Annotated in this window: 15 protein-coding genes and 1 pseudogene; 9 read left to right on the forward strand and 7 right to left on the reverse strand. The window is 65.4% G+C overall.

The genetic code is table 11. The features are described 5' to 3' along the window. The 4 genes and pseudogenes from J0L98_RS18525 to J0L98_RS18540 form a co-directional block, all read right to left on the reverse strand. Positions 1-139: pseudogene (locus J0L98_RS18525) on the reverse strand (acetaldehyde dehydrogenase (acetylating)); the annotation flags it as partial. 22 nt (positions 140-161) lie between these two features. After that, positions 162-956, reverse strand: coding sequence for an SDR family NAD(P)-dependent oxidoreductase (locus J0L98_RS18530; RefSeq protein WP_296413399.1), 795 nt, complete (start codon positions 954-956; stop codon positions 162-164). 72 nt (positions 957-1,028) lie between these two features. After that, positions 1,029-1,955 carry a catechol 2,3-dioxygenase gene (locus J0L98_RS18535; protein WP_296413400.1) on the reverse strand — a complete coding sequence of 309 codons (927 nt, stop codon included), beginning with the start codon at positions 1,953-1,955 and terminating at the stop codon, positions 1,029-1,031. Between the two features lie 213 nt (positions 1,956-2,168). Next, entirely contained in the window at positions 2,169-3,062 is an 894-nt protein-coding gene (locus J0L98_RS18540) for a LysR family transcriptional regulator (RefSeq protein ID WP_296413402.1), read from the reverse strand. 201 nt (positions 3,063-3,263) lie between these two features. On the opposite strand from J0L98_RS18540, the gene J0L98_RS18545 reads away from it, so the two are divergent. The 9 genes from J0L98_RS18545 (at position 3,264) to J0L98_RS18585 (ending at position 12,336) form a co-directional block, all read left to right on the forward strand. Then, positions 3,264-4,535: an ABC transporter substrate-binding protein gene (locus tag J0L98_RS18545; RefSeq protein ID WP_296413403.1), complete on the forward strand. Its 1,272-nt coding sequence runs from the start codon at positions 3,264-3,266 to the stop codon at positions 4,533-4,535. A 119-nt stretch (positions 4,536-4,654) separates the two neighbouring features. Then, positions 4,655-5,548, forward strand: coding sequence for a transporter (locus J0L98_RS18550; RefSeq protein ID WP_296413405.1), 894 nt, complete (start codon positions 4,655-4,657; stop codon positions 5,546-5,548). A 21-nt stretch (positions 5,549-5,569) separates the two neighbouring features. Continuing rightward, on the forward strand, positions 5,570-6,286 hold the full coding sequence (locus J0L98_RS18555) for an ABC transporter ATP-binding protein (RefSeq protein WP_296413406.1): 717 nt from the start codon (positions 5,570-5,572) through the stop codon (positions 6,284-6,286). Continuing rightward, entirely contained in the window at positions 6,283-6,987 is a 705-nt protein-coding gene (locus J0L98_RS18560) for an ABC transporter ATP-binding protein (protein ID WP_296413408.1), read from the forward strand. Before J0L98_RS18555 ends, J0L98_RS18560 begins: the two co-directional genes overlap by 4 nt. Positions 6,988-6,989: 2 nt before the next feature. After that, the gene (locus tag J0L98_RS18565; protein ID WP_296413409.1) at positions 6,990-7,850 is read left to right on the forward strand and encodes a branched-chain amino acid ABC transporter permease; all 861 of its coding nucleotides are present in this window, start codon (positions 6,990-6,992) and stop codon (positions 7,848-7,850) included. Positions 7,851-7,853: 3 nt separating this feature from the next. Further along, positions 7,854-8,888: a branched-chain amino acid ABC transporter permease gene (locus J0L98_RS18570; protein WP_296413410.1), complete on the forward strand. Its 1,035-nt coding sequence runs from the start codon at positions 7,854-7,856 to the stop codon at positions 8,886-8,888. Then, the gene (locus tag J0L98_RS18575) at positions 8,885-9,487 is read left to right on the forward strand and encodes a hemerythrin domain-containing protein (RefSeq protein ID WP_296413411.1); all 603 of its coding nucleotides are present in this window, start codon (positions 8,885-8,887) and stop codon (positions 9,485-9,487) included. Before J0L98_RS18570 ends, J0L98_RS18575 begins: the two co-directional genes overlap by 4 nt. Positions 9,488-9,565: 78 nt before the next feature. Beyond that, positions 9,566-10,363, forward strand: coding sequence for a 2-oxopent-4-enoate hydratase (dmpE, locus tag J0L98_RS18580; RefSeq protein WP_296413413.1), 798 nt, complete (start codon positions 9,566-9,568; stop codon positions 10,361-10,363). Positions 10,364-10,566: 203 nt separating this feature from the next. Then, complete coding sequence (locus J0L98_RS18585; protein ID WP_296413414.1) at positions 10,567-12,336, forward strand: sigma-54-dependent Fis family transcriptional regulator; 1,770 nt, start codon at positions 10,567-10,569, stop codon at positions 12,334-12,336. A gap of 40 nt (positions 12,337-12,376) precedes the next feature. Here J0L98_RS18585 and J0L98_RS18590 read toward each other — a convergent pair whose 3' ends face one another. The 3 genes from J0L98_RS18590 to J0L98_RS18600 all read right to left on the reverse strand — a co-directional run. Then, complete coding sequence (locus J0L98_RS18590; protein ID WP_296413415.1) at positions 12,377-13,435, reverse strand: 2Fe-2S iron-sulfur cluster binding domain-containing protein; 1,059 nt, start codon at positions 13,433-13,435, stop codon at positions 12,377-12,379. A gap of 13 nt (positions 13,436-13,448) precedes the next feature. Continuing rightward, positions 13,449-13,826: a phenol hydroxylase subunit P4 gene (locus J0L98_RS18595; protein ID WP_296413416.1), complete on the reverse strand. Its 378-nt coding sequence runs from the start codon at positions 13,824-13,826 to the stop codon at positions 13,449-13,451. 75 nt (positions 13,827-13,901) lie between these two features. Further along, positions 13,902-14,342 (reverse strand): YHS domain-containing protein (locus J0L98_RS18600; protein ID WP_296413418.1); only part of this gene is annotated, 441 nt, incomplete at its 5' end.

Genomic DNA, 14,342 nt, shown 5'->3' on the forward strand with positions numbered 1-14,342 from the left:
CACGCTTGAGGCCGTCGGAGTCGGGGTCGATGCCCACCATCCACACCGGCTCCAGCACCGGGCTACGCTGCAGCTTGGCCAGCAGGTCGGTGCCGATGTTGCCCGGGCCGATCAGGGCGCATTTGATCTTGTTGCTCATCGTGTTGTTTTTCCTCGTGGGATTACGCAATGCTTCTGACGATGCCGCCATCTACCCGGATTGCCGAACCATTGGTCGCTGCGGCCAGGGGGCTGCAGAGCCAGGCGATGGTGGCGCCCACCTCGGCTGGATGGATGAAGCGCTGGAGCAAGGAGGCGGGGCGATCATTGGCAAAGTAGTTGCGCTCGACCTGGGCCTCATCGATGCCCTGGTCCCGAGCCAGCTGCTCGGTAAAGGCACGGGAGCCCTCGGTGCGGGTGGGGCCGGGTAGTACCGAATTTACGGTGACCCCGCTGCCCTTGCTGGCTTCGGCCAGTGCTCGGGAGACGGAAAGCTGGGCCGCCTTGGTCATGCCGTAATGCACCATCTCGGCGGGGGGATTGAGGGCCGACTCGCTGGAGACAAAGACGACGCGGCCGAATCCGCGTCCCTTCATGGCGGGGAGGGCGTGGCGGGAGAGGCGCACGCCGCTCATTACGTTGATCTCGAAGAGGCGAAACCAGTCTTCGTCGCTGATTTCCTCGAAGGGACAAGGCTCATAGATGCCCAGGTTGTTGACCAGGATGTCCACTTCGGCAGCGCGGGTGGCCAGTAAGGCGGCTCCTTTCGCGTTGCTCAGGTCGGCGGCTGCGCCATTCACTTTGGCCCCGGGTACCTGTTCAAGGAGGCGCGCGACGGCCCGCTCCACTGCATCTTTGCTGCGGCCGTTGAGGGTGACATGAACGCCTTCCGCGGCAAGGCGGGCGGCGGCGGCGAAGCCGATGCCGGCGGTGGAGCCGGTGACGAGGGCGTGCTTGCCCGTGAGTTGCAGGTCCATTTCAGTTTCCTAGGGGGCGGGACCGGGCATCCGGTTGCGGGGATGGATGCCCTTCGGGTATGCGGGGAGGGGTCAGGTAACGACCGTGAGGAATCGCTCGTTGAGGGCTCGCGTGTGATAGAAAATTGCGGAGCCAAGCTCGTCCCAGGTCCATGTGTAGGGCTGCATGTCTGGGTAAAAGTCGTAGCCGCCGCAGAAGGTCTCGAGGCGGTTTCCGGACGGGTCGAAGGAATAGATGGTGGTGCCGCGGGTAATGCCGTGGCGCAGAGGACCGTTGTCAATGGACACCCGATACTTGCCCATGATGTCGGCGGCATGCAGGACCTTCTCCCAGGTTTCCAGCAGGAAGGAGGCGTGGTGCACGGTGTTGTTGCGTTGGTCGCGCACGAAGGCGATATCGTGGGCTTTGGTGGAGCAGGTCAGCCAAACGGCCATGTCGGTCTTGCCGTCCTCGCCGAGGATTTTCTCCACCAGGCTGAAGCCCAGCACATTGATGAAGAGGTCGCGGCTGCCGTCCAGGTCGGCGCCGTGGATCTGCCAGTGGTCCAGGCGGATCGGCGAGATGCCCTTGCGGTTCTCGATGAAGACGTCCGGGTTCACGTAGCCGAGGCCGTCACCGATGGCGGTCTTCTCCGCATAGAGTTCCATGATGTGACCGGTGGGGATCTCGAAACGCACGCGCTCTCCGGTCTCCAGCATTTCGCCGGCGGGAATGCGTTCGGTGCTGACACCATAGGCTCGTAGATCGGACTCGAGCCGGTCTAGTGTCGCCTTGTCACGCACCTTGAAGCCGTAGAAGTCCATTCCGGCCCGGTCGGACTCCCGGATGATGAAGCTGTTATGGTCGCGTTCGTCATGGCATTTGAAATAGACGCGGCCCGTATCGTCCCGGCCGGTTTCAACCAGGCCAAACACATTGGTGTAGAAATTGACGGATTCTTCCAGGTCCAATACCCGCAATTGGCAGTGGCCCGGACGCAGTACGCCCGACATGGTCATCTCTGATCCTCCTTTGATTGCATCGAAATAAGTGTCTTATTAATCCGGGATGAAAAGGCTGGCGCTGGCCTGCCTCTCATGGCCCAGTTGGCGGGGCCGGATCCGGATTACCGCCGTGGTTCGATGTTCAGATCAAAGGGAGAGGGCGTCAAATACCGATGAGGTTTGCTTCTATATCTACAGGGTATAGTCGTGCCTTGCCCGGGTTGCCGCTCAGACGCGTCCATCCCGCAGGGCGGCATCGATCATGGCGCGGAACTTCTGGACGTGGGACGAGCTGTCGCCCACTCGCAAGGTCATGATAAGGGGAGAGGTCAGCCCCTTCTCCGTCAGCGGCCGGTACGTCACGTCGTCGCGGCGCAGGCGTTGCACCGAATCCGGCACGATCGTCACGCCCATGCCGGCAGCGACCAGGCCGATGGCGGTCTGCAGGCCATTGGTCTCGTAAATCTTGCCTACCTCGTAGCCGCGTACGCTGAACTGGTGCAGCACCTGATCGGCGAAGCTGGGTCGGGGGCTGGCCGGGTAGAGCACCAGAACTTCATCCACCAGACGCCGCAGGGAGATCTCGCCTTCCTGAGTCAGGGCGCTGCCAGAGGGGATGGCCACCACCAGGGATTCTTCGGTGAGTACGATGTTCTGCAGCCCCTCGTCCTGGATTGCCAGGCGCCCGAAGCCGACGTCGATGCGGCCGGCCTTGAGGGCCTCGGCCTGCTGTACCGAGGTAAGTTCCGAAAGGCTAATGTCCAGGTTGTCGTTCTCCGTGGTGAAGCGTTGCAGCACATTGGGCAGAAAGCCATAGAGGATCGAAGGCACGAAGCCGATGCCCATCCAGCGCGTGCTGCCGTCGCCGATGCGGCGGGTGGCTATTTGTACCTCCTTGAGTCTGGCGAGTATCTGCACGGTCTGATCGTAGAAGAAGCTCCCTGCGTTTGTGAGCTTCAGAGGTCGGCTGCTTCGGTCGAGCAAAGCCACTCCGAGCTCTTCCTCGAGCTGCTGGATCTGCCGGGACAACGGCGGTTGGGCGATGTGCAAGCGTTCGGCGGCCCGGCTGAAGTTGAGTGTGCTGGCGACGGCCTCGAAGTACTTCAGCTGGCGCAATTCCATTTATACCTCCAAGGTATAGTTCGAGACGAATTCGATATTGGACTGCATCCTTTTCCCCGGCCGAGAATTCAGTCTAGGAACAAGGCAATTCATGCCATTCCGCCGCCTGCAAAAAGCGTCAGGTCACCCCGTTATCCGGCTCTCGAGCCATGCGTCTGATGGGGCGATTATTAGACACGAAAAAATATCAGGAGACAAAGAATGACCGTCAATACTATTCGCCGCACCCTAATCAAGTCCGGGGCAGCAATCGCCGCAACTTCCCTTGCCGCTCCTTGGGTACGTGCCGCAGGTGGCGATACCTTCAAGATCGGCTATGTGAGCCCGCAGACCGGGCCGCTGGCTGCCTTTGCCGAACCCGATGCCTTTACCCTTGAGCAGGTGCGCAAGGCGGTAGCGGGTGGGCTGGTGTCCGGTGGCAAGAAGTTCGCGGTGGAGATCATCTACAAGGACTCCCAGTCTAACCCCAACCGGGCCGGTGCGGCTGCAGCAGAACTGATCCTGCGCGACAAGGTGGACCTGGTGGTGGCCTCTTCGACGCCTGCCACGACCAACCCGGTGGCAGATCAGTGCGAACTCAACGGAGTGCCTTGCATCACCAACGATGCGCCGTGGCAGCCCTATTTCTTTGGTCGTAAGGGCGATCCCAAGGCGGGCTTCGAGTGGACCTACCACTTCTTCTGGGGTCTTGAGGACATCATCGGCGCCTATGCCAGCCTGTGGAGCAAGATCCCGACCTCCAAGGTTGTAGGCGGGTTGTGGCCCAACGACGAGGACGGTAATGCCTGGGGTGACGGCAAGATGGGCTTTCCGCCCGTCCTCGCGGCCAAAGGCTTCAAGGTGGTCGACCGGGGGCGTTTCCAATCTCCGATCAACAATTTCTCGTCTTTCATCTCCGCCTTCAAGGGGGCTGGGGTGGATATCGTAACTGGAGTGGTGCCGCCGCCGGACTTCGCCAACTTCTGGAATCAGGCCGGACAGCAGGGGTTCCGGCCGAAGATTGTCACCGTGGCCAAGGCCACCGAGTTCCCGGCCTCCATCGCCGCTTTCGGCGAGCGGGCCAACGGCCTCACCGTGGAACTCATGTGGAGCCCGGCTCACCCCTTCAAGTCCAGCCTCACCGGCCAGACGTCGCGGCAACTCGCGGATGCCTACACGGCCGCCAGTGGCAAGCAGTGGACCATGCCCCTGGGCTTCAAGCATTCCCTGTTCGAGCTGGCTCTGGATGTCCTCAAGCGTGCCGGCGCGAAAGATCCGGCGGCCATCCGAGATGCCATCCGCAATTCCCGGCTCGATACGGTGGTGGGGCCCCTCGACTTTCGCAAGGGGCCGGTACCCAACGTGGCCAAGACGCCCCTGGTCGCCGGCCAGTGGCAAAAGCGCGGCAAGGCTCTCGACCTGGTGATCGTGGATAACAGCCAGGCGCCACAGATCCCGGTGCAGGCCGAGCTATTGCCGATCAAATACGGCTGATCCCGCGGGGGGCCGCGCGGACGGCCCCCTCTCCCAGATTCCCGCCAGTACGCATTGCGGGCGACATCCGTCGCGCTCCGCAGGGGCGCGCACATTCAAAAAAAATGGAGGAGCATCCGATGACCAAAAACACCCTGGCCTGCCTGCTGCTGGCCCTCGGCCTGAGCGCCGGCGCTGTCCACGCTACCGAAGGTGGTGGCACGATCTACCCGGTTGGCGCCGAGAACTACACCTGCTGCGCATTGCCGCCGCCGGGCCTATACGGCATGACGTGGTACCAGAATTACACCGCCGACGCCGTGCGCGGCAATGGCGGTGAGGTGGTGACTCCCGCCGGCTTCAGGGTGAATGCCAACGCCATTGTTCCCCGGGTGGTGTATGTGACGCCGATGATGGTGGCCGGTGCCTCCCTCGGCGTGCATGCGATCCTGCCCATAGTCAATCTGGACGTCAGCGTTACCACCGGCGTGCAGCAGACCAAGACGGGTCTGGGTGACATGACTTTTGGGCCGGTTCTGGGCTGGCACCTTTCCGAAAACCTCCACAGTGTGCTGGCGCTGGATATCTACGCTCCTACTGGCTCCTACAAGAAGGGTGACGTAGCCAACATCGGGCGCAACCACTGGGCGCTACAGCCGGTGCTCGGCTTCAGCTACATCCAGCCCCACGGTCTCAACGCCGACCTGAAGACCATGTGGACCTACAACTTCAAGAACGACGACACCAACTACACCGACGGCAAGGAGCTGATCGCCGACTATTCGGTGGGCTGGGGTGTCGGCGGCGGTTGGACCTTGGGCGTGGGCGGCTACTACTACCAGCAGCTCACCAACGACCGCCAGAACGGCGCGACCATCGACAACAACAAGGGCCGTGCGCTGGCCTTCGGTCCGTCGGTGCGCTACGACAGCGGCAAGGGTTGGTTCATCACCGCCAAGTACCAGGACGAGATGTCGGTGCGCAACCGCGCAGACGGCGCCGCGTTCTGGGTCAAGGCGGTCTTCGCGCTGTAAGCGCGGCGCGGAGCGATCGACGTGTTGCTGCAAGTCGACAACATCAGCAAGAGCTACGGATCCCTGAAGGTCACCCGGGATGTCTCCTTCTCCGTGGAGGAGGGGCATACCCTGGGCATCCTGGGACCGAACGGCGCGGGCAAGACCACCTTGTTCAACCTGATCTCGGGCGACGTGCGCGTCGATTCGGGCCGCATCAGCTTTGCCGGGCGGGACGTGTCCGCCCTGCGACCCCACCAGCGCTGCCGGGCAGGGATTGGGCGCAGCTATCAGGTGCCCCATCCCTTCGGGAACATGAGCGTCTTCGAGAACCTGGTCACTGCCGCCTGCTTCGGTGCCCAGGTGAGCGAGCGCGCTGCCTGGGACATGGCTGAGGAGATCCTCGCCAAAACCGGCTTGCTGGCCCAGGCCAACAAGCCGGCGGGTAGCCTGACCCTGCTCAATCGCAAGCGCCTCGAGCTGGCACGGGCCCTCGCCACGCGGCCGCGCCTGCTGCTGCTGGACGAGATCGCCGGCGGCCTCACCGAGCCCGAGGCCGCGGAGCTGGTGGCGGAGCTCAAACGCATCAAGGCCGAGGGAGTCACGATGATCTGGATCGAGCACGTGGTGCATGCCCTGATGTCCATCGCCGATCGTCTGCTGGTGATCAACTTCGGCGAGAAGCTCGCCGAGGGGGAGCCCCAGGCGGTGATGAACAATCCCGACGTGCGGCGGGTCTATATGGGGCTGGAAGCATGAGCGCACATTTTCTGCAGACCCGAGGGCTCAAGGCCCACTACGGCGACGCCCAGGCTTTGTTCGGGATCGATTTCGAGGTGGGCGAGGGAGAGACCATTGCGGTCATCGGCGCCAACGGCGCGGGCAAGAGCACTTTCATGAAATCCCTAACCGGGCTGGTCAAGGTGGCGCCGGACAGCGTGCTGATCGAGGGCCGCCCTGTGGGCGGGAGCCGCCCCGGCGACATTGTGCGCCAGGGCGTCGCGCTGGTGCCGGAGGGGCGACGCCTCTTCCCCAGCCTGAGCGTGGAGGAGAACCTGCGCATGGGGGCCTATGCCGAGCGGTCCGGCCCGTGGTCGCTGGAGCGGCTTTACGGCTTGTTCCCGATCCTCAAGGAAAAGCGCAAGGTGCCCGGCACGTCCCTGTCCGGCGGCCAGCAGCAGATGGTGGCCATTGGGCGGGCGCTGATGAGCAACCCGCGCCTCTTGCTGTGCGACGAGATATCCCTGGGTCTGGCACCCATCGTGATCAAGGAGATCTACGACGCACTGCCGGCCATCGCCGCGGAGGGGATGGGCATCGTCGTCGTCGAACAGGACGTGATGGTGGCTCAGCGCGTGTCCCAGCGCCTGTATTGCTTCCAGGAAGGCCGTGTGTCCCTTGAAGGGGCCAGCGAGGGCTTCACCCGGGAGCAGATCAGCCAAGCCTATTTCGGAATCTGACCATGACTGAAACCCTTATCCAGGGCCTGCTCCTCGGTGGGCTCTACTGCCTGTTCTCCCTGGGCCTGTCGCTGATGTTCGGCGTGATGCGCTTGACCAACATCGCCCAGGGCGACTTCATCGTGGCGGGCGGCTTCGCCGCCATCTGCATCGCTCCGCTCGTGGGCGGAAGCCCGCTACTGGCAGGCCTGGTGCTGCTGCCGCTGGCCTTCGGGGCGGGCTATCTGCTGCAGCGCGGTCTGCTCAACCGCACCCTCGGCAAGGACCCCTTGCCCTCCCTGGTGGTGACCTTCGGGCTCTCCATCGTGATCCAGAACCTGCTGCTGGAGGTGTTCTCGGCGAGCCCGCGCTCGCTGGAATCCGGCGAACTGAGCACGGGCAGCCTGTCCCTCGGCGGTGACATCGTGGTGGGTACGCTGCCGCTGCTGATCTTCGTCGCAGCCCTGGCAGCCACTGTGGGCCTGCAGCTGCTTTTTGCACGGACGCCCCTCGGTCGCGCCTTCCGGGCCGTGTCGGACGACCGGGAGGTGGCGGAGCTGATGGGGGTGCGCTCGGCCCATGTATATGCGCTGGCTACGGCCTTGGCGACGGTGCTTATCGCCCTGGCCGGCTTGTTCCAGGGGCTGCGCACCACGGTCTCACCGGCGGATGGCCCGCTGCTGCTGCTGTTCGCCTTCGAGTCCGTGATCATCGGCGGCATGGGTTCCTTCTGGGGCACCTTCGTCGGTGCCATGGTGCTGGGGGTGAGCCAGCAGGTGGGCTTCGGCTTCGACCCCGGCTGGGGCGTGTGGTTTGGTCATCTGGTCTTCCTGGCCGTGCTGGTGGTGCGCCCCAACGGCCTGTTTCCGAAAACGAAGGGATAAGTGATGGGTGCGACAGTCATTCGCAGTACCCGCGGCTCGAAGGCCGTGCTGGCCGGCGCCGTCGTTGCCGTGGTGGTGGCGGCCAGCCTGCCGCTGTGGGGCGAGTCCTCGTGGATGCGTGAGTTCGTAGAGATCTCCTGTTATTTGATCTTCGCGATGATGTGGAACCTGCTGGCCGGCTACGGGGGCATGGTGTCGGTGGGGCAGCAGGCTTTCTTCGGCCTCGGTGGTTACGTGATGCTGGCCCTGGGCAATCTGTACGGTGTCAATCCCTTTCTCGCCATCCCCATCGCCGCCGCGGTGGCGGCACTCGCCTCGCTCCCGGTGTCGAAGCTGGCTTTTCGCCTGCAGGGGGGGTATTTCTCCATCGGCACCTGGGTCATCGCCGAGGTCTTCCGTCTCAGCATCGCCAACGTATCGGCGGTCGGCGGTGGCTCGGGCACAAGCCTGACGGCCCTGCGCGGCATCAGCCGGAGCGTGCGCGAGAGCACGACCTACTGGGTGGCGCTGGCTTGCGTGGTTGCCTCGGTGGCGCTGGTGTATGTCTTCCTGCGCAGCAAGGAGGGGCTGGCCCTGCAGGCCATCCGCGACAGCGAGGTGGCGGCCGAGAGCCAGGGCATTGGTGTGGAGCGCATGAAGCTGGCGGTGTACGTGGTGGCGGCCTTCGGCTGCGGCATGGCCGGTGCCCTGTACTTCGTGAGCAACCTGCGCATCAGCCCGGATGCCGCCTTCGGGGTGGACTGGACTGCATTCGCGATCTTCATCGTGATGATCGGCGGCATCGGCCGTATCGAGGGGCCGGTGATCGGCGCCATCGTGTTCTGGGCCCTCAACAAGTTCTGCAGTGACTACGGCACCTGGTACCAGCTTGGGCTGGGCCTGCTCGCCATCGTGATGACCCTGTTCTTCCGTGAAGGGCTGGGTGGATTCCTGAACCGCCGGCTGGGCTTCGACATGCTGCCCACCCGTCGCATCCTCAAGCTGGGGGCTGAGCCAGTGGCGCTGAAGTCCCAGCCCGTAGTGGAGGCACGTGTATGAACGCATTGACCAAGCAAGTGATCGCCGACGAACACGCCTCCCTGGCGGCCATGTTGCAGTCTTTGGGCATGATGGTCCGCCGCGGGCCCGGCGCCGACCGCGCGGCTTGGTTTGAGGTGGTCCGGGCGATGCTGTTCTATATCGACGAGGTGCCCGAGAAGCAGCACCACCCCATCGAGAGCCGGCTACTCTTCCCACGCGTCGCTGCCCGCGTGCCGGAGGTGGCCGAGGTGATTGGCCGCCTCGACCGGGAGCACGCCCGCGGCGAGGAGACGGTGCGCCGCCTGCAGCACGAGCTGCTGGCCTGGGAGCTGCTGGGCGATGCGCGGCGCGAGCCCTTCGAGACCAGCGTGCGCATGTATCTGGGCTTCTACGAGGAGCACATGCGCCTCGAGGAGGAGGTGGTGCTGCCCGCCGCTGAGCGCTGCTTCAGCGCTGCAGACTGGGCCGAGATGGATGAGGCCTTCGCCCTCAACCACGACCCCTTGCGGCGTTTGCTCTCCGGCGTGGGCGTCAGCGGCCTGGACCCGGTCTACCAGGCCTTGTTCTCGAAGATCGTACGCCTGGCGCCGCCGCCCATCGGGCTGGGGGGCGCCTGAGTCGCAGCTATTTTCTCTTCGTCGGACATCGAGCTTCCCCGCTGCACGGTGTCCGGCATCTCCCTCAAGGAATGTTTCATGGATGACAAGACAATCGGCCGCTACGGCCAGCAGCTATTCGACGCCTGGCAGCGCCGCACCCCGGTAGCCCCACTGGTGGAGCAGGAGGCCGGGTTGAGCCTCGAGGACGCCTATCGGATCCAGCTGGATTTCATCGCACGCAGGGTGGCTGCTGGCGAGCGCATCATCGGCAAGAAGATCGGCGTCACCAGCAAGGCGGTGCAGGACATGCTCGGTGTGTTCCAGCCCGACTTCGGCCAACTCACCTCGGCCATGCTGCTGGCCGAGGAGGCGCCTATCGATCTGGGTGGCCTGATCCAGCCCAAGGCAGAGGCGGAGGTGGCCTTCGTGCTGAAGGCCGACCTGGTGGGGCCGGGCATCACCGCCGAGGACGTGATCCGCGCCACGGACTACGTGGTGCCGTGCTTCGAGATCATCGACTCGCGCATCCGCGACTGGAAGATCAGGATTGAGGACACAGTGGCCGACAACGCGTCCTGCGGCGTCTTCGTGCTGGGCCGCACCCGGGGCGATCCGCGGACGCTGGATCTTGCGGCGGCGCGCATGGAGCTGCGGCGCAACGGCGAGCTGCACTCCACCAGCAGTGGCGCTGCTGTGCAGGGTTCGCCGGCCAACGCAGTGGCCTGGCTGGCCAACACCCTGGGTGCGTTGGGCATCCCCTTCCGCGCCGGCGAGGTGATCCTGTCCGGCTCCCAGTCGCCGCTGGTACCGGTGGCGGATGGCGACGAACTGGTGTGCACGGTAGAGGGTCTGGGCAGCTGCCGGGTGCGCTTCACCGGGCGTGGGGCCGCCTGAGCACGCTTCCATCAGAGGGGGGCGGTCACAGGCCTGCGCTGAATCCGTCTCCTGCTGTCATCGACCGGGCACACCTCCCTCTCCTCTCGGTCTGGTCGATTCTTGCCCCGGTGAATGCGGCTTCATCGGGGCATTTTTTTCATCACAATGAGCGGCGGACGAAGACCCGCCGTGAACGCAGGGCGGGAGGACTGGAGGGACAGATGAGCACGAACAAAATGAATGGCCGCTTCGAGCGGGCGTCGATCCGCATCGAAGCGGAAGGGCAGGGCGCCGTGCCGCGCCTGTCCGATCTGCGGGACATTGCTGCACGCTTGCGCTTTGCCCCCGAGGATGGGCGGATCTGGATCGATGACGAGCGCGCGGTGCTGCTACGTGCCTCGGTGTTTGCCGGGCTGCGCCGTGAGCTGCTCGAGTCCCTGGGGGCGGAGAAGGCCCGCGCGCTGCTGACCCGCGTCGGCTATTCGGCCGGGGCTCGCGACGCCACCCTGGCGGTCAACCTGCGCGGGAGCCGCCAGCTCACCGACGTGTTCGCGGTGGGGCCGCAGATGCACGCCCTGGAGGGCTTCGTGGCGGTGGAGCCGATCCGCATCGAGATCGACGTGGAGAAGGGCATCCACTACGTGGAGCAGATCTGGCACGACTCCATGGAGGCCGCCGCCCACATTGAGGCGGCTGGGCTCGCCGCGGAATCCGTATGCTGGATGCAGATCGGCTACGCATCGGGCTTCAACAGTGCCCTGTTCGGCCGGCCCATCCTGTTCCGCGAGGTGGCCTGCCGGGGGGCTGGCGATCCCCATTGCCAGATCATCGGCAAGCCGGTGGATGAGTGGTGTGACGCGGAGGAGGACCTGCGCTTCCTGACCCCGGGGGAGTTCGTCAACGCGTCGCTCGTGAAGCGGCGAGCGCCCTTCCAGGACGCTGCAGGAGCACCCGCGTCACCGGCCGACGGGGACTTCATGGTGGGCGCCTCGTCGGGTTTCCTGTCCGCCTGCGGCAAGCTGCAGCAGGTCGCCGGCACCAACGCGGCGGTGCTGCTGCTGGGCGAGACGGGAGTGGGCAAGGAGCGCTTCGCCAAGATGCTGCACCGGGTAAGCCTGCGCGCGGCGGGCCCCTTCGTGGCGCTGAACTGCGCGGCGATCCCGGAGAACCTGTTGGAGGCGGAGCTCTTCGGCGTGGAGCGGGGTGCCTACACGGGGGCTGGCGAGGCGCGCAAGGGACGCTTCGAGCGCGCCGACGGAGGTACCCTGTTCCTCGACGAGATCGGGACCCTCAACGAGGCGTCCCAGGCCAAGCTGCTGCGGGCGCTGCAGGAGCGGGAGATCGAGCGGGTTGGAGGCTCGTCGTCCAAGCCGGTGAATGTGCGGGTGGTGGCCGCCACCAACGTGGACCTGGTCGCTGCAGTGACGGCCGGGCGTTTCCGCGCCGATCTATACTACCGCCTCAATGTCTTCCCAATCCGTATCCCGCCGCTGCGCGAGCGGCGCGATGACATCGCCCTGCTGGTGAGCCACTTCCTGGACAAGTTCATGGGGCTGCACGGCAAGCGGGTCAGCGGCTTCACCCACCGGGCCATCGCAGCCCTGCTCAGCCACGCCTACCCGGGCAACGTGCGGGAGCTGGAGAACGTGATCGAGCGCGGCGTGATCATGGCGCCGGAGGGCAAGGCCATCGACCGCCACCACCTCTTCGAGAGCGATGAGCTGCCGGCCGCCAGCATGCTGGCCATGGACCCCCGCGGCGCGGTCCGGCCGGTGAACCTGGTGGCGGAGGCAGACGAGCCCGACGAGGAGGCGGTGCAGGACATCGTCGCCAAGGCCCTTGACCTGGCGATGCCCCTGCGGGCGCTGGAGCGCGGGGCGATCCGCGAGGCGGTGAAGCGGGCCGGCGGCAACCTGTCCCACGCGGCGCGCCTGCTCGGTATGTCGCGGGCCCAGCTAGCCTATCGCCTGGAGAAGGACAAGGAGGAATAGGAGCGGGGCCTGGGGCGGACATCGCTCCAGGCCCCGCCGTTCAGAGATGTTTGAACAGCGGGCTGCGTGCTTGCTGGGCGTCGGCGGCGGACAGGAACTTCTCGGTGTAGATGTCCCGTTCGTACAACCGGCCCTTCATAAGGGTCCGGATGCAGCTCTCGATCATCGGCGGTGGGCCGCACAGGTAGGCCTTGTGGTCGCGGAAGTCGCCGCCGAAGTGGGACTCCGCCACCTCATGGACGAAGCCCGTGCGGCCTTCCCAGGCACATTCGGGCGTCGCCGCGCTGAGGGCGGGTACGTAATGGAAGTTGGAGTAGCGGGCCGCCAGCGCAACAAAGTCGGCGTGGTAGTAAAGCTCGGCCCGGTTACGGGCGCCATACACGAGGGTGATCGTGCGCGTGTCGCCATCGCCCTCCAGCAGGTCGAGGATCATCGAGCGCGGGCTGGAGAGCCCCGAGCCGCCGGCGATGAAGAGCAGTGCCTTCGGATCGGACTTGCGCACGAAGAAGCGCCCCAGCGGGCCGCTGACGGTCACCGGGTCACCCACCCGCAGCCGCTGGTGGATGTGGCCGGTGGCTTCGCCGCCGGGGACGTGACGGATGTTGAGCTCCACCAGCAGCCCGCCGTCCGGCGGCCCCGCCAGAGAGAAGGCGCGGGGATGGGCCAGACCGGGCCAGCCCAGGTTGATGTACTGGCCGGCCTGGAAGTCGATGGGCATGTCGAGTGCGATGGTCACGCCCTTGATGGTGGGGGTGAGGTCCTCGAGGGCGGCCACCCGGCCGCTGAAGTCGCGCAGGGGAATGGCGCGCTGGTCGGGCTCTTCGTCGATGTCGGCCTCGATGACCACGTCCTCCAGGGGCGTGGCGCAGCAGGACAGGCAGCGTCCTTCGTCCCGCTCCAGGTCCATCAGGGCGAAGGGCGAGGCGTCGCCGTGCTCCACGCTGCCTTCCAGCACCTGCACCTTGCAGGTGCCGCACAGGCCGTGGCAGCAGGCGTGGGGCAGGTAGATGCCGTTGCGCAGGGCGCCGTCGAGGAGGCTTTGCCCGGGCTCGACCTGGAAGCTGGCGCCCAGGGGTTCGATGGTGACGGTGTAGCTCATGCTGACTGTCGCCTTAGCTGCCTGTGCCGGCGATGCCCCGCAGGGCCGGGGTGCGCAGGCGCACGTAGGTCTTGTGGCCAAAGCCCAGGGTCGCCAGGGAGGCGTCACGCTCTGGCCGCACCGGCTTGTCGGCGGCCAGCCATTCGACCGTGGCCCAGTCGATGCGAGCCCAGTCCGGGTGCAGGGCGAAGGCGCTCTGCGGCAGCAGGCTGTCCACCAGCTCGCCGAAACTCAGGTCTGGCGATACCAGCAGGGCAATGGGGGCGCAGATCATGGTGTGGTGGTCCCAGCCCACGTAGAGGAGCTGCTTGCCCTGGAAATTTTCGACGCGGTCGCGGACGAGGGGAGCAGGGCGCTGGGAGGCTTGGGTATGTTGGGAGTGCGTATGCATGAGGGTCTCCTCGCGGCGCGCCTGATGGCACGCCGCCTTCGGGTGGGGTGATGGGGATGGATGGGCCGCCTCAGGTCAGGCGGCCTTGGCCTCGTCGTCGCGCTGCAGGCCTTTCCACTGCTGCCAATTGGCCTCGTCGGGCGAGCCCTCGTAGTCCATGTTGTCCTGGCCGGTAAGCACGTGAAAGTAGCGCATCACCTCGGCGTCGGGCTGGAAGCCCGCTGCGCTCGGATCGGCGTCCGCCTCGAAGCAGTTGCCCTGCAGGATCTGGTGGGCTGGGAGCCACGCGGAGACGTACTTGTCCGGCTCGCTGATGAAGATGTCATGACAGCCGTCCGAGCAGAAGTGATAGGTCTCGCCGCCGTGCTCGACCTGGCGGTGGCTGGTCAGGGTTGGGTCGTCCGAGCCGGTGAAGATCAGGGGCACCTGGCAGGTCTGGCACAGCATGGGCAGGTTGGGGTTGTAGTAGCGCTTACCCTCGGCCTGCAGCTTGCGGTAGTGCTCGATGCGCGGGCG

This window comes from Zoogloea sp. (assembly GCF_017302315.1).
GTDB lineage: Bacteria > Pseudomonadota > Gammaproteobacteria > Burkholderiales > Rhodocyclaceae > Zoogloea.